13 protein-coding genes are annotated in these 16,554 nt (G+C 72.3%); 7 read left to right on the top strand and 6 right to left on the bottom strand.

All coding sequences use genetic code 11. The features are described from left to right. The first annotated feature begins 178 nt into the window (after window positions 1-178). Together IE272_RS12050 and IE272_RS12045 are read left to right on the top strand one after the other, a co-directional pair. A complete protein-coding gene (locus tag IE272_RS12050; RefSeq protein WP_190006827.1) occupies window positions 179-1,651 on the top strand; it encodes an alpha/beta hydrolase in 1,473 nt (490 codons plus the stop codon). 129 nt (window positions 1,652-1,780) lie between these two features. Further along, on the top strand, window positions 1,781-3,463 hold the full coding sequence (locus IE272_RS12045; RefSeq protein WP_190006826.1) for a purine-cytosine permease family protein: 1,683 nt from the start codon (window positions 1,781-1,783) through the stop codon (window positions 3,461-3,463). A gap of 6 nt (window positions 3,464-3,469) precedes the next feature. Here the strand turns inward: IE272_RS12045 and IE272_RS12040 are convergent, their stop codons facing one another. Next, complete coding sequence (locus tag IE272_RS12040; RefSeq protein WP_050359095.1) at window positions 3,470-4,474, bottom strand: aldo/keto reductase; 1,005 nt, start codon at window positions 4,472-4,474, stop codon at window positions 3,470-3,472. 130 nt (window positions 4,475-4,604) lie between these two features. On the opposite strand from IE272_RS12040, the gene IE272_RS12035 reads away from it, so the two are divergent. Then, complete coding sequence (locus tag IE272_RS12035) at window positions 4,605-5,510, top strand: LysR family transcriptional regulator (RefSeq protein ID WP_057666763.1); 906 nt, start codon at window positions 4,605-4,607, stop codon at window positions 5,508-5,510. A gap of 94 nt (window positions 5,511-5,604) precedes the next feature. Here the strand turns inward: IE272_RS12035 and IE272_RS12030 are convergent, their stop codons facing one another. The 4 genes from IE272_RS12030 to IE272_RS12015 form a co-directional block, all read right to left on the bottom strand. Then, on the bottom strand, window positions 5,605-8,076 hold the full coding sequence (locus IE272_RS12030) for an MFS transporter (protein WP_050359092.1): 2,472 nt from the start codon (window positions 8,074-8,076) through the stop codon (window positions 5,605-5,607). A gap of 242 nt (window positions 8,077-8,318) precedes the next feature. Continuing rightward, window positions 8,319-8,762, bottom strand: a complete 444-nt coding sequence (locus IE272_RS12025; RefSeq protein ID WP_007459791.1) for an SRPBCC family protein — start codon at window positions 8,760-8,762, stop codon at window positions 8,319-8,321. A 106-nt stretch (window positions 8,763-8,868) separates the two neighbouring features. After that, complete coding sequence (locus IE272_RS12020; protein WP_157875702.1) at window positions 8,869-9,012, bottom strand: hypothetical protein; 144 nt, start codon at window positions 9,010-9,012, stop codon at window positions 8,869-8,871. A gap of 486 nt (window positions 9,013-9,498) precedes the next feature. After that, entirely contained in the window at window positions 9,499-9,891 is a 393-nt protein-coding gene (locus IE272_RS12015; RefSeq protein ID WP_050359091.1) for a VOC family protein, read from the bottom strand. A gap of 133 nt (window positions 9,892-10,024) precedes the next feature. Here IE272_RS12015 and IE272_RS12010 point away from each other — a divergent pair, with 133 nt between their 5' ends. Then, complete coding sequence (locus IE272_RS12010; protein WP_190006825.1) at window positions 10,025-11,062, top strand: Rv2578c family radical SAM protein; 1,038 nt, start codon at window positions 10,025-10,027, stop codon at window positions 11,060-11,062. A 155-nt stretch (window positions 11,063-11,217) separates the two neighbouring features. Next, window positions 11,218-12,804 (top strand): alpha/beta hydrolase, encoded by a 1,587-nt coding sequence (locus tag IE272_RS12005; protein ID WP_190006824.1) that lies wholly within the window; start codon window positions 11,218-11,220, stop codon window positions 12,802-12,804. 86 nt (window positions 12,805-12,890) lie between these two features. On the opposite strand, the gene IE272_RS12000 is transcribed toward IE272_RS12005, so the two are convergent. Further along, a complete protein-coding gene (locus IE272_RS12000; protein WP_250571355.1) occupies window positions 12,891-13,463 on the bottom strand; it encodes an adenylosuccinate lyase in 573 nt (190 codons plus the stop codon). Window positions 13,464-13,820: 357 nt separating this feature from the next. Between IE272_RS12000 and IE272_RS11995 the strand changes: the two genes are divergently transcribed. Next, the gene (locus IE272_RS11995) at window positions 13,821-15,602 is read left to right on the top strand and encodes a 3-hydroxyacyl-CoA dehydrogenase family protein (RefSeq protein WP_190006823.1); all 1,782 of its coding nucleotides are present in this window, start codon (window positions 13,821-13,823) and stop codon (window positions 15,600-15,602) included. Between the two features lie 91 nt (window positions 15,603-15,693). Next, on the top strand, window positions 15,694-16,512 hold the full coding sequence (locus IE272_RS11990; RefSeq protein ID WP_050359086.1) for a TetR family transcriptional regulator: 819 nt from the start codon (window positions 15,694-15,696) through the stop codon (window positions 16,510-16,512). The last annotated feature ends 42 nt before the right edge of the window (window positions 16,513-16,554 follow it).

Below are 16,554 nucleotides of genomic sequence, written 5' to 3'. Positions count from 1 at the left end.
CCGTCGGTGGCCTGTCGATGGCCCCGTCGTCGCTCCCTCGCGGTGGCACGCGTCGGGCGCCCGGGACGAACACTATGAACGCAATGCGCGCGGGGCTTCTCCCCCGGGTGCGGCGCTTCCTAGCATCCCGGCATCCCGGCGCACACCCGCGCCGGGCAGACAGCCAGGAGCCGCCCCCGTGAACTCCCCCCACGCGCCCACCCCCGCACTGCCGCTGTACCGCCGCCACCGGCTGCGCTCCGCCGCGCTGGCCGCGACGGTCGCGGCCCTGCTCCTCGGCACGGCCGGCGAGGCTCCCGCGGCCGCCGCGTCGCCCGCCCCGTCCGCGGCCCCGGTCGTCGCCGACTGCCCGGCGGAGCTGGCCGGGAAGGCGCGGTGCTACACGGGTCAGGACGGGAACGGGGCGCACTACGCGCTCGCCGTCCCGGTCCGCTGGAACGGCTCGCTGGTGGTGCACGCGCACGGCGGGCCCGACCTGGGCGACGCCTCGGACCCGGCCCGCTCCACCGAGGACCTGGAGCGCTGGGCCGTCATGGTCGAGGAGGGGTACGCCTGGGCCGGCTCCTCGTACCGGCGCGGCGGCTACGGGACCCGGATGGCGGCGGCCGACACCGAGAGCGTCCGCCGGGTGTTCCTCGGCCGGTTCGGGAAGCCGGAGCGGACCTATGTGCACGGCCAGTCCTGGGGCGGCAACGTGGCCGCGAAGGTCGCGGAGACGTACGGCACGGAGCCGGGCGCGTACGACGGGGTGCTGCTGACCAACGGCGTCCTGGGCGGCGGCTCGCGCGGCTACGACTACCGGGTCGACCTGCGCGTGGTCTACCAGTACTACTGCGGCAACCATCCGCGCCCCACCGAGCAGCGGTATCCGCTGTGGCAGGGGCTGCGTCCGGGCTCCACGATGACGTCGGCCGGGCTGAGCGCCCGGCTGCGGGAGTGCACGGGTTTCGACGCCGAACCGGCGGAGCGGACCGCGCTCCAGCAGCGCAACCTCGACGACATCCTGGCCGTCACCGGGATCCCGGAGCGGTCCCTGGAGTCGCATCTGCGGTTTGCGACGTTCACCTTCCGCGACATCGTCGCGACGCGGCTGGGCGGCCGCAACCCCTTCTCCAACCGGGGTGTCCGGTACGCGGGTTCGCACGACGACCGGGCGCTGAACGCGGGCGTGGAACGGTTCTCGGCGGACCCCGCCGCGCGTCGGGACCTCTCGTGGGACAGCGACCTCACCGGGCGGGTGTCCCTGCCCGTCCTCACGCTGCACGCGATCGGGGACCCCACGGCGTTCGTCGAGCACGAGTCCGCCTACCGGGCCGCGCTGCGGGGCGCGGGCCGGGAGCACCGTCTCGTGCAGACCTTCACCCGGGAGAGCGAGCACAGCGGGCTGAGCAGTGCCGAGTACGCCAACTCCATCGCCGCGCTGGACCGTTGGGCCCGCACCGGCCGCAAGCCGACCCCGCGCTCGCTGGCCGCGTCGTGCGCCGCCTTCGACCGGGGTCGCGGCACGGGCTGCTTCTACGATCCGGCGTTCCGGCCGTCCCCGTACGCCTCCCGGGTCCTGCCCCGGCCGGGCGGGCTCGCCTGGCCCGCCATGACCGCCGAGCAGGAGCGGGCCTGGGGCCGGATCGACGGGGTGGGCATCGCCCCCTGACGCCACCTCCTGACGCCACCTCCTGACGCCGCCTTCTGACGCGACGTCAGCACCCTGTGAGCGCGCCGAAACTCCCCCGTCACACCGGCCGTACGCGAGGGTAACGGCGGCTGCCTACCGTCGCCCGCCATGGACACCCGCATACAGCTCGCCGAACCGGCCCCACCGGACCCCGCACCGCCCGCCGAACCGGACAACGGTCAGGCGGTGCGGGAGACGCTGGAGGACTACACCCTCCGCTTCGCGCCGCGCAGTTACCGCCGCTGGACCCCGATGGTCGTGGCCACCACCGCGCTGGGCGGCATCGCGTACATGGCCGACTTCTCCATCGGCGCGGGCATCGCCATGGCCCACGGCACCGGCAACGCCCTGGTCGCGATCACCGTAGCCGCGACCCTCATCTTCATCACCGGATTCCCGCTCGCCTACTACGCCGCCCGCTACAACATCGACCTGGACCTGATCACCCGGGGCTCCGGCTTCGGCTACTACGGCTCGGTCCTCACCGGCGTCATCTTCGCCAGCTTCACCGTCATCTTCTTCGCCCTCGAAGGCGCGATCATGGCCCAGGGCCTCGAACTCGGCTTCGGGCTGCCGCTGTGGCTGGGTTACGCCGTCTCGACGCTCATGGTCATCCCGCTCGTCATCTACGGGATGAAGGCCCTCAGCAAGCTCCAGGTGTGGACCACGCCGATCTGGCTGCTGCTCATGGTCGGGCCGCTGGTCTATCTGGTCGCCACCGAACCGGGCACCGTCGACAGCTTCCTCGCCTACGCGGGCACCGACGGCGAGGGCGGGGTCAACACCGCTTCCGTGCTCCTCGGCGCGGGCGTCTGCCTCTCCCTCATCGCGCAGATCGGTGAGCAGATCGACTATCTGCGCTTCATGCCGCCGAAGACCGGTGCGAACAGGCGCAGTTGGTGGACTGCGGTGGTCATGGCCGGGCCCGGCTGGGTGGTGCTCGGCGCGCTGAAGCAGGCCATCGGCGTCTTCCTCGCCGTCTACATCCTCTCCGAGGTGGGACCGGCCGCGGCGACCGAGCCGATCCAGCAGTTCCGCGGGGCGTTCGACGCGATGATGCCGTCCTGGCTGGTGGTCCCGCTGGCCGTGGTCCTGGTCGTCATCAGCCAGATCAAGATCAACGTCACGAACGCCTACTCCGGTTCGCTGGCGTGGACGAACTCCTTCACCCGCGTCACCAGGCACTACCCGGGCCGCATGGTCTTCGTCCTGGTCAACCTGGCGTTCGCGCTGGTGCTGATGGAGGCCGACATGTTCAGCTTCCTCAACAGCGTCCTGGGCTTCTACGCGAACTGCGCCATCGCCTGGGTGGTCACCGTCGCCACGGACATCGGGGTGAACAAGTACCTGCTGAAGCTGTCCCCGCACGCGCCGGAGTTCCGCCGGGGCATGCTCTACGCGGTCAACCCGGTCGGCGTGACCTCGTTCACCGCCGCCTCCGGGCTGTCCATCGCGATGTACTTCCACGCCTTCGGGGACACGCTCCAGCCGTACTCCCCGGTGGCCGCCGTCGTGATCGCCTTCGTCCTCACCCCGGTCATGGCCGTCGTCACCCGGGGCAAGTACTACCTGCGCCGGAGCGACGACGGCATCCCGGTGCCGCTGCTCGACGCCGAGGGCAACCCGAGCGCGGTCACCTACGACTGCCATGTCTGCCGTCAGTCGTACGAACGCCCCGACCTGGCCGCCTGCCGGGCGCACGACGCCATGGTCTGCTCGCTGTGCCTCAGCACGGACAAGGCCGGCGAGCACGTCCTGCCGGCCGCGCCGCCCGCCCGCTCCGTCACCTGACCCGAGTCAGGCGCTCTTCGCGTCCCGCAGCAGTTCCTCGATCCGGGACAGCTCGTCCTCGGTGAACTCCAGGTTCCGGGCGGCCTCGACGCTGTTCTCCAGCTGGGCGACGCTGCTCGCGCCGACGACGGCGGAGGTGAGCCGGCCGCCGCGCAGCACCCACGCCAGGGCCAGCTGCGCGAGCGACTGGCCACGCTCCTTCGCCAGGGCGTCCAGCGCGCGCAGCCGCTCCACCAGCTCCGGGGTGACGGCGTCGGCGGACAGGAAGGGGCTGGTGCCCGCCGCCCGGGACCCGGCCGGAATGCCGTTCAGATAGCGGTCGGTCAGGATCCCCTGCTCCAGCGGCGAGTAGGCGATGGACCCGGCGCCCAGCTCGTCCAGGACGTCCGGCAGCCCGTCGTCCTCGATCCGGCGGTCGAGCATCGAGTAGCGGGGCTGGTGGATGAGCAGCGGCGTTCCGAGGTCCTTGAGGATCGCGGCGGCCTCGCGGGTCTGCGCGGCGGAGTAGTTGGAGAGACCGACGTACAACGCCTTGCCCTGCCGTACGGCGGAGTCGAGCGCGCCCATCGTCTCTTCGAGGGGGGTCTCCGGGTCGGGCCGGTGGGAGTAGAAGATGTCGACGTACTCGATACCGAGGCGCTTGAGGCTCTGGTCGAGGGAGGAGCGCAGGTACTTGCGCGAGCCCCACTCCCCGTACGGCCCTTCCCACATGTGGTAGCCGGCCTTGGTGGAGATGACGATCTCGTCGCGCAGGTGGGCGAAGTCGGTCGCCAGGGCGCGGCCCAGGGTGAGTTCGGCGGAGCCGGGCGGCGGGCCGTAGTTGTTGGCCAGGTCGAAGTGGGTGATGCCGAGGTCGAAGGCGCGGCGCAGGATGGCGCCCTGCGCCTCGGGGGTCCGGTCTCCCCCGAAGTTGTGCCAGAGGCCGAGGGAGAGCGCGGGCAGCAGCAGACCGCTGCGGCCGGTGCGCCGGTAGGGCATGGCGGAGTAGCGGTCGGCGGACGGCAGGTACATACGGGGCTCCGCGGGAGGGGTACGGGGGTGGCGCACCGGGACCGGCGCGCACCCGGTCCAGGTTTCCGCACATGGATCCAGCAGTCCAACAGGAGATTCCGCTCGGATTCATCGCCTAGATTGCTCAATCATGGAATTGCGTCAGCTGGAGCACTTCGTCGCCGTCGCCGAGGAGCAGCACTTCACCCGCGCCGCCGAGCGCCTCGCCGTGTCGCAGTCCGGGCTCTCCGCCTCCGTACGGGCGCTGGAGCAGGAGCTGCGGACCCCGTTGTTCAGCCGCACCACGCGCACGGTCCGGCTCACCGAGGCCGGGCGTGCGCTGCTGGTGGAGGCGGAGCGCACGCTGGCGGGCGCGCGGGCGGCGCGGGACGCGGTCGACGCCGTACGGGGGCTGCTGCGCGGGACGCTGACGGTCGGGGTCGAGCAGTGCGTGGCGGGGGTGAGCCCGGCGCGGCTGCTGGCGGCGTTCCACCGGGAGCATCCGCAGATGGAGCTGAGGCTGCGGCAGGAGGGCACCAGCAGCCTGCTGGACGGGGTGGCCGGCGGACGCCTCGACCTGGCGTTCGCCGCGACGGTCGGCCCGGCGGAGTGGCGCGGGGAGCTGGTGCCGCTGGCCCGGGAGCCGATGGTGCTGCTGTGCGCGGCGGGGCACGCGTTCGCCGGGCGGCCGGAGGTGGGGTGGGAGGAGCTGCCGGGGGCGTCGTTCATCGACTTCCATCCGGACTGGGGTCCCAGGCGGGCCGCCGACGAGGCGTTCGCGGCGGCGGGGGTGCGCCGGACGGTGGGCCTGGAGGTCAACGATGTGCACAGCCTGCTGGAGCTGGTGCAGGAGGGGCTGGGGATCGCGGTGGTGCCGCACCACTTCTCCCGCAAGCCGGAGGCGGCCCGGCTGGTCGCCGTGGAGCTGACGGGGGCCCGCCGGCCGGTGTACGAGAGCGTGGTGGTGCTTCCGGCGGCGCGGAGTCTGAGCCCGGGGGCCCGGGCGCTGATGCGGCTGGTGCGGGAGGACCCGGTACGGGAGCCGGTGCGGGGCTGAGCCCCGGAGCCTCACCGGCCCCGGGCGCTCGGCCCCGTCCCCGTACGCCTCGGTCCCGTACGTCTCGGTCCCGTACGTCTCAGTCCCGTACGTCTCAGTCCTCGTGGCCCAGTTGGAGATCGCGCTCGGTGCGGCCGCCGCCCGCGACCTGGAGGACGGTGGCGACCGGCGGGTACCCGGCGGCGATCACGGTGTACTCGCCGGACGACAGGTCGACGAACCGGAACGATCCGTCGGGTCCGGTGGTGAGGGTGTCCACCACGTTGCCCGCCGCGTCGAGCAGGGTGACCCGGGCGTCCTCGACGGGGCGGCCGCCGGTGGCCCGGACGACGCCGCGCAGGACGGCCCCGCCCGCCAGCTCGATGTCCTGCCGGGTCTCCCGCGCGGCCTGCACGCTGACCGGGAGGGCGGCGGGGCGGAAGGCGGGGGCGCTGGCGGCGAGGGTGTACTCGCCGGCGACCAGTTCGCCGATGACGTAACCGCCCTCGCGCCCGGTACGGGTGGAGGCGACGACCTCGCCGCGAACATCGGTCAGGGTGACGGCCGCGTCGCCCACGGGCGCCCCGTCGGGGGTGAGGACGGACCCGGCGAGGCGTCCGGCGCCGCCGAGCACCACGTCCAGCTCGACGGGACGCTCGCCCACGGTGACGCTGACGGCCTGCGGCTGGTGCCCGCCCGCTGCGGCGATCAGGACGTAGGAGCCGGCGCCGGGGACGCTCAGCGCGTACCGCCCGTCCTCGCCGCTGGCCCCGCGCCCGATCTGCTGCCCCTGGACGTCGATGAGGGTGAGGGCGGCACGGGGGACGGAGGTGCCGTCGGGGTGCTGGACGCTCCCGTGGACCGGGACCCCGGAGAGGTAGCCGAAGGCGGGCCGGCCGGAGTCGGCGCGGGCGGCGGGAATCCGGGAGGGCGTGGTCTCGGCGGCGGCTTCGGGGCTGTGGTGGGACACCAGCGGTTTCTCCTTGAGGAAGAAGGCGAGGATCAGGCCGAGCACGAGCACCGGCACGAGGTAGAGGAAGATGCGCGGCATCGCGTCGACGTACGCCTGGATGTAGGCGTCGCGCAGCGCGGGCTCCATCGCGTGGACGATCTGCGGGGTGATCGACTCGGGGTCGGGCAGCTCCGCACCGGCGGGCAGCCGTACGCCGAGCGCGTCGGAGAGCCGCCCGGCGAACAGGGTGCCGAAGATCGCCGCGCCGACGCTGCCGCCGATCTGCCGGAAGTAGTTGTTGGCACTCGTGGCGGTGCCGAGGTCCGAGGGGCGTACGGAGTTCTGCACGGCGAGCACGAGGACGGACATGACCAGTCCGATGCCGATGCCGAGGACGGCCTGGTAGAAGCTGTACGCCAGGGGGGAGGTGTCCGCCTCCAGCAGGGACAGCAGCCACATGCCGACCACCGAGACGGCGCTGCCGAGGATCGGGTAGATCCGGTAGCGGCCGGTGCGGGTGATGAGCTGGCCGGAGACGATGGAGCCGCCGACGATGCCCATCATCATCGGGAGCATCAGCAGCCCGGACTCGGTGGCGCTGGCCCCGTCGACCATCTGGAGGTAGGTGGGGAGGTAGCTGGCGGCCCCGAAGAGCGCGATGCCGACGACCGCGCCGACCAGGCCGGTGACGTTGAAGACGGAGTCGCGGAACAGCCGCAGCGGAATGATCGGTTCTGCGGCCCGGTGTTCGGCGGCGACGAAGAGCACCGTCGTGACGACCGCGCCCGCCGCGAGCCCGAGGATGGTGGTCGAGCCCCAGGCGTACTCGGTGCCGCCCCAGCTGGTGACCAGCACCAGACAGGTGGAGGCGACGGCGAGGAGCACCGCGCCCAGGACGTCGAGCCGGGGCCGGACGGCGGGCCTGGGCAGTTTGAGGACGACGGCGATGACGGCAAGGGTGACCAGGCCGAAGGGGACGTTGATGTAGAAGCACCAGCGCCAGGAGGCGTGGTCGGTGAAGAACCCGCCGAGCAGGGGGCCGGCGACCGAGGCGAGGCCGAAGACCGCGCCGATGAGGCCCATGTAGCGGCCGCGCTCCCGGGCCGGGACGATGTCCGCGATGATCGCCTGGACGCCGATCATGAGGCCGCCGCCGCCGATGCCCTGGACGGCGCGGAAGGCGATCAGCTCGTCCATGGTGCGCGACCAGCCCGCCAGCGCGGAGCCGATGATGAAGACGACGATGGCGAACTGGAAGACGCCCTTGCGGCCGAAGAGGTCGCCGAGCTTGCCGTAGAGCGGCAGGACGATGGTGGAGGCGAGGAGGTAGGCGGTGACCGCCCAGGACATCTTCTCCAGGCCGTGCAGCTCGCCGACGATCTTCGGCAGGGCGGTGGCGACGATCATCTGGTCGAGCGCCGCGAGCAGCAGGGTGAGCATCAGCCCGAGGAAGACCATGCGGACCTTGCGCGGGCTGATCTCCGCCGCGTCCGGGCCGGGTGCGGGTCCCGCCGGAGGAGGTGGCGGGGGCGGAGCGGCGGGGAGTTCGACCGTCGCCGCCGTGCCGTCCGGAGTCGTGCCGTCCGGTCCCGGGCCGTCCGGCTCGTCCTTCACCAGCGTGATACCACCCACCACGTAACGCTCCCCTCGTCGCACCTGCGCCGCCCATTTCTCGCATCGCGCGGCAAGGCGGGGCAAACGTGACGAGGGGCGTACGCGGCGCGCACAGAGGGCTTATGCGCCGGTGGGAGGCACTACGGCGCACAACCGGCCGCCCCGGAAAACCACCCGTTCCGGTGAGGCCGGCCGTCCCGCCGAGGCCGGCCGCGTCCGGCCTCCGGTGCGGGGAGGGGCACTCGGAACGCCCCAGCGGGGTCCTACTTCTCGACCTCGGTGGCGAGGTTCTGGAGCAGCTCGTCGTAGATCCGGCCGAGGCCCTTGGGCGCGAAGGTCCGCTCGAAGAACCCGCCGATGCCGCCCGCGCCGTCCCAGACCGTGGTCACGACGGCCTTGGACTTCCCCTCACCGGCCGGGGTGACGGTCCAGGTGGTGACCATGGAGGAGTTGCGGTCCTTCTCGACGAGCTGCCCGTCGGTCGGCTCGCTGACCTCCAGCAGGCAGTCGCGGACGCGCTTGCTGGTCGCCTGGAGCTTCCAGTGCACGAGGCTGCCCTCGCCGTCGCCGCCCTCCCGGACCTCGTACTCGCTGAAGTGCCCGGTCAGCACCTTGCCGCGGACGTCCTTGTAGTCGGCCAGCGCGTCGAACACCGCCTCTGCGTCCGCCGCGATGATCCGCTCCGTCGTGGCCTCGACCTGCGCCATGGCTGTTCCTCCAGCAGTCGGTTGTTCGGTGGGTGAGCTGAGCCAACCACCTCGGGCACAGCCGCTCAAAATCCCGATCGGTCGTGACCGGTTCCGCGCACCCGGGTCACAGGGACGTGAACCATGCGGCGAGCACGCTTCCCACGGCGGTGGCGACGGCTGTCACCAGCCATCCGGGGATGCGCTGGACGGTCAAGTGGACTTCGCCTATGCGTAGTTCGAACGCGGGACGGGTGGGTGTGGACGGCATGGCGCTCTCCCTGCTCGACGAGATGAAGCGACGTACTCGGATGGTGCCCACGTGGCGCTACGGATCATAACTATCCGTGCCTACGCATCGATCGGTGCACGCCAGCACGAGGGGCGCACGGAGGCGAGCCGGCACGTCGCTGACCTGGGGATTCCTCTCCCGAGCCTCGCTTGCGGGCGGGCAGCCCGCGCGCCTACCGCCACCTTTCGGCAGGTCACGAAGTCGGCTCCGGTGCAGGTCACGAGTCGGCTCCCGTGTAGTAGAGCCCTACCCGTCGGTTCTGGATCAGCGCTGGCAGCAACCGACGAAGTGGCCGTACGACGGTGGTGCTTTGCCGTCCCGTGACGGGTACAGAGCGCGCGTCTTCGCTGTGGGTGGTCGGAGGTCCGACTGTCAGTTCCGCGACCCGCACGGCCGCGCCGTGCGTGCGGATCATGATGCGGTAACGCATCCTGCACCACCACCCGGGATCGAGGCCGCCCGGATTCAGGGGCGGCGGTCCCCGAGGACGCAGAACTCGTTGCCCTCCGGGTCGGTGAGCACGATCCAGCTCGCGTCGCCCTGGCCGACGTCGGCGCGACGGGCGCCCAGGGCGATCAGCCGGCGGACCTCGTCGCCCTGTTCCCGGTCGCTGGGACTGACGTCGATGTGGAGCCGGTTCTTGACGCTCTTGCCCTCGGGCACCCGCGCGAAGGTCAGCACCGGCGGCACGGGGCCGGGGCGGTCCTCCGCTTCGGGTGCGGCGCGCGGGCCGATGGTGACGACGCCTTCCTCCGCGTCCTCGTCCCGCACCTCGTAGTCGAGGACCGAGCACCAGAACCGGGCGAGGCCGGCGGGATCCGCGCAGTCGATCGCGAGCTCGGTGAACTTACTGGCCACGGTCGGTACCTCCCGGTCGGATACAGCGGGTCTGCCAGGGGCCACACGCTAGTGCGTGCCCCGAAAGCCCTGCCTCGCACGATCAAGGGAACAAGTGTTCTATTCTGCGGTAAGTGCTACCGAGGAGGCGTCCATGCGCTGGGACAATCTGGTCGAGAAGAACTCGACGGCCGGGGACAGCGCGCTCTTCGCCGCGGACGCGGTGACCACGCGCACGTTCGACACCCCGGAATTCCGGGGCATCACCTTCCACGAGATCCGGGCCCGTTCGATCCTGAACCGGGTGCCCGGGGCCTCGCGGATGCCGTTCGAATGGACGGTGAACCCGTACCGGGGCTGCACGCACGCCTGTGTGTACTGCTTCGCCCGCAAGACCCACAGCTATCTGGACCTGGACACCGGCATCGGCTTCGACTCCCAGATCGTCGTCAAGGTCAACGCCGCCGAGCTGCTCCAGCGGGAGCTGGCCTCCCGGCACTGGCGGGGCGAGCACATCGCCATGGGCACGAACGTCGACTGCTACCAGAGGGCGGAGGGACGATACGGGCTCATGCCGGGCATCATCACCGCCCTGCGCGACCGGGCCAACCCCTTCTCCATCCTCACCAAGGGCACGCTGATCCTGCGGGACCTGGAGCTGCTGCGGCAGTCCGCGGAGGTCACCGAGGTCGGCGTCTCGGTCTCCGTCGGCTTCACCGACCGGGAGCTGTGGCGGACGGTCGAGCCGGGCACCCCCTCCCCCGAACGCCGGCTGGACGTGGTGCGCGCGCTCACCGACGCGGGGATCGGCTGCTCGGTCCTGATGGCCCCGGTCATCCCGTTCCTCGGCGACCGTCCGGAGCAGTTGCGCGCCACCGTGGCCGCCGTCGCGGACGCGGGGGCAGCCTCGGTGACCCCGCTGGTACTGCATCTGCGCCCCGGCGCGCGCGAGTGGTACCTGCACTGGCTGGGGCAGCACCATCCGCATCTGGTGCCACGCTACGAGCGGATGTACGCGGACGGAGCGTACGCCCCCACCTGGTACCAGCGCCGGATCACGCGTCAGGTGCACGAGCTGGCGGACGAGTTCGGGATCGGCCCGGCGCACCGGGGTGGGGCCCGGCGGATCGGCCCGGATCCGGCGCCGGCCACCGCACCGGAGCCGGGCCCCACCCAGCTGACCCTGCTGTGAGGTCGGCGGCGGGGTACGGGAAGCCGCCCGCAGGGCCGATGGCGTGACCGTACGGGCCGGCTCCGCGCGGAACAGGTCCTTCTGCGGGGGTATTCGGGAAGCATGCGGCGGGGACCGGTGATCCCGCGCCGGGTCCCGTCACCCCGGGAGGCCCCATGACGAAACGTGCAGGAATTCTGGTCGCCGTCGGTGCGACCGTCGCCGGTCTGCTGACCGCCGCGCCCGCGCCGGCCGCCGCCACCGCGGCGAGCACGCCGCCCGCCCCGAAGCCGAAGTGGACCGACTGCCCGACCGACAGCTACCCGACGCTCCAGTGCGCGAAGGTCCGCGCCCCGCTGGACCACCGCCGCCCGTCGGGCCGTCAGATCACGCTCGCCCTGTCCCGCGTCCCGCACACCGCGAAGACCTTCCAGGGCCCGCTGCTGGTCAACCCGGGCGGTCCCGGCGGCAGCGGCCTGTCGATGGCCGGGTTCGTGGCGTCCTCGCTGCCGAAGAAGGTGGCCGCGCAGTACGACGTGATCGGCTTCGACCCGCGCGGCGTCGGAAAGAGCACCCCGGCCCTGGACTGCCTGCCCGGCCACTTCGACCCGGTGCGCCCCGACACGGTGCCGGACTCCGCCCGCTCGGAGCGGATCAACCGCGACCGGGCCGAGTCCTTCGCCCGGGCCTGCGGCGAGAAGCACGGCGACGTGCTGCCGTACATGGACACCGTGAGCGCCGCGAAGGACCTCGACGTGATCCGCCGGGCGCTGGGCTCCCGGCAGATCAACTACTTCGGCTACTCCTACGGCACCTACCTCGGCGCGGTCTACGCCAAGCTGTACCCGGAGCGCGTGCGCCGCCTGGTCCTGGACTCGGTCGTCGACCCGGACGACGTCTGGTACGAGGGCAACCTGGGCCAGGACCAACCGTTCGACGACCGCCACAAGGCCTTCGCCGCCTGGGTCGCGAAGAACGACGCCGCGTACGGCCTGGGCACGGACCCGGCCGAGGTCGAGGCCGCCTGGTACCGGATGCGGGCGGCCCTGGCGCGGAAGCCGGCGGGCGGCACCGTCGGCGCGAGCGAACTGGAGGACACCTTCATCCCCGGCGGGTACTACAACGGCTACTGGCCCTACCTCGCCGAGGCGTTCGCCGCGTACGTGAAGCACCGTGACGCCGAGGCGCTGGTCGAGGTGTACGAGAACTTCGGCGCGGTCGACGCGAGCGGCGACAACGGCTACTCGGTCTACACGGCCGTCCAGTGCCGTGACGCCGGCTGGCCCGAGCACTGGAGCACCTGGCGCAACGACAGCCGCCGGATCCACAAGAAGGCGCCGTTCATGACCTGGAACAACACCTGGTACAACGCGCCGTGCGCGAGCTGGCCGGTGGCGCCGCTGGAGCCGGTCCCGGTGAACAACCGTCAGCTGCCCCCGGCGCTCATCCTCCAGGCCACGGACGACGCGGCGACCCCGTACGGCGGTGCGGTCAGCATGCACCGCAAGCTCAAGGGCTCCAGCCTCGTCGTGGAGGAGGGCGGCGGCAACCACGGCATCACGCTGAGCGGCAACGACTGCCTGGACGAGCACCTGGCGGCGTATCTGACCGACGGAACGGTCCCGCGCGGCCGGGGCGAGGCGGACGCGGTCTGCGCCGCCCTCCCGGATCCGAAGCCGCTGCCCGCCGAGAAGGCGGCGGCCCAGTCGGTGGACAACAGCGAGGGCAGCCGTCTGCACGGCCTGCTCGGCTTCCGCCGCTGAGCGGCACGGACCGCCCGCGCACCCGACGTAAAGCGGGCGCGCGGGCGGTCCGGCGGCGCAGCACGGCACGACCGCCGAGCGGACGCTCACTCCCCCGGCAACCGCCTGAGCGCCTCCGCCGCGGCCGTGCCGAGGCGCGGGTGCGGCAGGGCCGCCGTGAGGACCGGGCGGGCCTGTTCGTCGGCGAGGCGGCCCAGGCCCTCGACGCAGGCCAGGGCGACGCGCCAGTGCGGTTCGCCGGGGGCCAGCAGGCGCTGGAGGGTGGCGACCAGGGCGGGGACCGACTCGGGAGCCCGCAGGTCGGTCAGCAGGCGCACCGGGTGCAGGGCGTAGGCGGTGCGCAGGGCGTTGGTGGCGAGGGCCGCGGCCGCCCTCGGGGTGCGGGGGTCGTCCAGCCGGGCCAGGGCGTGGGCCGCGGAGACGCAGCGCTCGGGGTCACGGTGGTTGAGCAGGAGCACCAGCGCTTCGAAGGCCCGCCGGTCGCCCGCGCAGCCGAGCCGGAAGGCGGCTATCTCGCGGGCCCACAGGGGGCGGCGCGGCTCCACGAGGACCCGGGCCAGCTCCTCGGGGTCCTCGACGCCGACGAGCAGGGCGTACTGCGGCGACCCGGCCGCCTCGGGTTCCAGCCGGTCCATGAGTGAACGGAACTCCTCATCCATGACGCTCAGCGTATCGACGGACACGCTCCGTACGGGGCGGCATCGGGGAGTTCATGTGGTCCAGCGCACAAGGATCCAGGGGTGGCGCGCTCGTTACTCGCCGGTTACTCTCATCTGAGCGGGACACACTCCCCGCAGGCTCCGGTGGCCTGGTGACGCAGCCATCCGGAGTGCTTGTCGGTTCGGCTTTTCCGTGCGACGTGACCCGGGACAGGGTCCGTCACCCCCACGGCCGGGCGCGCCTCCCGCGCGTCGGCCCCGTGCTCCACGACACGCAGCTTCCGTACGCCACGCGCCGCTCCCTCATCGCCGCGCGTTCCGTGCTCCCACAGTCGTCACTCACCCTGGAGTCCCCTGATGGACACCTCTCTCTCCACCATCGCCGTCGTCGGCCTCGGCACCATGGGCACCGGCATCGCCGAGGTCCTGGCCCTGGCGGGCCGCGAGGTCATCGGCATCGACATCAGCGAGGCGGCCGCCCTCGGGGCCGTCGCCTCCCTCGAAGCGTCCACCGCGCGGGCCGTGGGCCGTGGACGGATCACCGAGCAGGAGCGGACCGAGGCACTGGCCCGGTTCCGTACCTCCGACGACCTGCGCACCGCCGCCGATGCCGAACTGGTCATCGAGGTGGTGCCCGAGACGTACGAGATCAAGCAGCAGGTGTTCCGGGAGCTCGACGCGATCGTCTCCCCCACCGCGATCCTGGCCACCGGCACCAACGCCCTGTCGGTGACCCGGCTGGCCGCCGAGTCCCAGCACCCCGAGCGCGTTCTCGGACTGCACTTCTTCAACCCGGCGCCCGCGATGAAGCTGGTCGAGGTGGTCTCCTCGGTGCTGACCGCGCCGCCCGCCGTCGAGGCCGTCACCGCGCTGGCCCGGGAGCTGGGCAAGGAGCCCGTCGCGGTCGGCGACCGGCCGGGGTTCGTCGCGGACGGGCTGCTCTTCGGCTACCTCAACCAGGCCGCCGCGATGTACGAGGCGAACTACGCCTCCCGCGAGGACATCGACGCCGCGATGAAGCTGGGCTGCGGGCTGCCGATGGGTCCCCTCGCCCTGCTGGACCTGATCGGCATCGACACCGCCCGCACCGTCCTGGAGGCCATGTACTCCGCGTCCCACGACCGGCTGCACGCCCCGGCGCCCGTCCTCGGCCAGCTCAGCAGCGCGGGCCTGACCGGCCGCAAGGCCGGGCGCGGCTTCTACACGTACGACGCCCCGGGCGGCCAGGCCGTGGTGCCCGACGCGCTGACCCCGGCGGCGGACGCCGTCTCCGGGGCCGGGCGCGATGTGGCGTCCGTCGGCGTCGCGGGCTCCGGGACGATGGCCTCCGGGATCGCGGAGGTCTTCGCGAAGGCCGGTTACGACGTGGTGCTCGCGGCCAGGTCCCAGGAGAAGGCCGACGTCGCCAAGGGCCGGATCGCGAAGTCGCTGGAGCGCTCGGTGACCAAGGGGCGGCTCACCGCCGAGGCCCGGGACGAGACGCTGGCGCGGATCACGGCGGCCGGTTCGCTGGACGCGTTCGCCGAGGTCGACCTCGCGGTCGAGGCGGTCGCCGAGGACCTGGAGATCAAGCAGCAGCTGTTCGCCTCGCTGGACAAGGTCTGCCGGCCGGGCGCGGTGCTCGCCACCACCACCTCCTCGCTGCCGGTCGTCGCCATCGCCCGGGCGACCGCGCGCCCCGAGGACGTCATCGGGATGCACTTCTTCAACCCGGCGCCCGCGATGAAGCTGGTCGAGGTGGTCCGTACCGTCCTGACCGCCGACGCCGTGCACGCCACGGTCCGCGCGGTGTGCGCGAGGATCCGCAAGCACCCGGTGGACTGCGGGGACCGGGCCGGGTTCATCGTGAACGCGCTGCTGTTCCCGTACCTCAACAACGCGATCAAGATGGTCGAGGAGCACTACGCCTCGCTGGACGACATCGACGCGGCGATGAAGCTGGGCGGCGGCTACCCGATGGGCCCGTTCGAACTGCTCGACGTGGTCGGCCTGGACGTCTCGCTGGCCATCGAGAAGGTGCTGCACAAGGAGTTCCGCGATCCGGGCCTGGCCCCCGCGCCTTTGCTGGAGCACCTGGTCGCCGCGGGGTGCCTCGGCCGGAAGACGGGGCGCGGCTTCCGCGAATATGCCCGTCGCTGACCCGGGAGCCGGGTGGGGCGGGCTGCTGGGACCCTCCGGCGGTCCGCCCCCGCAGGCGCGCTCTCCTGCACCGATGCGTTACGTTCATGCCATGTCCCAGCCCGCCAAGTCACCCCGTGCCACCGCCGCGTCCGACGCCCCGGAGACCACCACCGCGGGGACGCGTGCCGCCGCCCAACGGCTCAAGATGCGCCGTGAACTGGCCGCCGCCGCGATGGAGCTCTTCGCCACGAAGGGCTACGAGGCGACCACCGTCGACGAGATCGCGGGTGCCGCGGGCGTCGCCCGGCGGACCTTTTTCCGCCACTTCCGCTCCAAGGAAGAGGCCATCTTCCCGGACCACGACGACACCCTCGTCAGGGCCGAGGCCGTCCTGAACGCCGCCCCCGCGCACGAGCACCCGCTCGACACCGTCTGCCGCGGCATCAAGGAAGTCATGAAGATGTACGCGGCCAAGCCCGCCGTCTCCGTGGCCCGCTACAAACTGACCCGCGAGGTGCCGACCCTCAGGGAGGCCGAGATCGCGTCGGTGGCCCGCTACGAGCGGCTGTTCACCCGCTATCTCCTGGGCCACTTCGACGAGCGCGACCACCATGTGGGCAACGACGATCCGCTGCTCGCGGAGGTCGCCGCGTCCGCCGTGGTCACCGCGCACAACCATGTGCTGCGCCGCTGGCTGCGGGCGGGCGGCCAGGGCGATGTGGAGGCCCAGCTCGACCGCGCCTTCGCCATCGTGCGCGACACCTTCGGCACGGGCATCGGAGCGGGCCGTACCGCCGGGGCCGAGCCCGAGCGCGCCCCGGCGGCGACGGTGGCCGCGGACGGCGAGGTGCTCGTCGCGGTGGCGCGCACCGACGCCCCCCTCGACGAGGTCATGCGGACGATCCAGCAGGCGCTCAAGGACCGCTGAGAGCCTGCTGAGGGCCTGCCAGGGCCGGTGCGTAAACCCGTT

It is taken from the genome of Streptomyces anulatus, assembly GCF_014650675.1.
GTDB lineage: Bacteria > Actinomycetota > Actinomycetes > Streptomycetales > Streptomycetaceae > Streptomyces > Streptomyces anulatus.
Note: the sequence above shows the minus strand (reverse complement) of the source record. Positions and strands in the feature narration are given on the sequence as shown.

Excerpts from the sequence above, each read along its gene's own strand:
- IE272_RS12045 (WP_190006826.1), top strand. The coding sequence starts at position 1,781 with ATGGACACCCGCATACAGCTCGCCGAACCGGCCCCACCGGACCCCGCA.
- IE272_RS12040 (WP_050359095.1), bottom strand. The coding sequence starts at position 4,474 with ATGTACCTGCCGTCCGCCGACCGCTACTCCGCCATGCCCTACCGGCGC.
- IE272_RS12035 (WP_057666763.1), top strand. The coding sequence starts at position 4,605 with ATGGAATTGCGTCAGCTGGAGCACTTCGTCGCCGTCGCCGAGGAGCAG.
- IE272_RS12025 (WP_007459791.1), bottom strand. The coding sequence starts at position 8,762 with ATGGCGCAGGTCGAGGCCACGACGGAGCGGATCATCGCGGCGGACGCA.
- IE272_RS12020 (WP_157875702.1), bottom strand. The coding sequence starts at position 9,012 with ATGCCGTCCACACCCACCCGTCCCGCGTTCGAACTACGCATAGGCGAA.
- IE272_RS12010 (WP_190006825.1), top strand. The coding sequence starts at position 10,025 with ATGCGCTGGGACAATCTGGTCGAGAAGAACTCGACGGCCGGGGACAGC.
- IE272_RS12005 (WP_190006824.1), top strand. The coding sequence starts at position 11,218 with ATGACGAAACGTGCAGGAATTCTGGTCGCCGTCGGTGCGACCGTCGCC.
- IE272_RS12000 (WP_250571355.1), bottom strand. The coding sequence starts at position 13,463 with ATGGATGAGGAGTTCCGTTCACTCATGGACCGGCTGGAACCCGAGGCG.
- IE272_RS11995 (WP_190006823.1), top strand. The coding sequence starts at position 13,821 with ATGGACACCTCTCTCTCCACCATCGCCGTCGTCGGCCTCGGCACCATG.
- IE272_RS11990 (WP_050359086.1), top strand. The coding sequence starts at position 15,694 with ATGTCCCAGCCCGCCAAGTCACCCCGTGCCACCGCCGCGTCCGACGCC.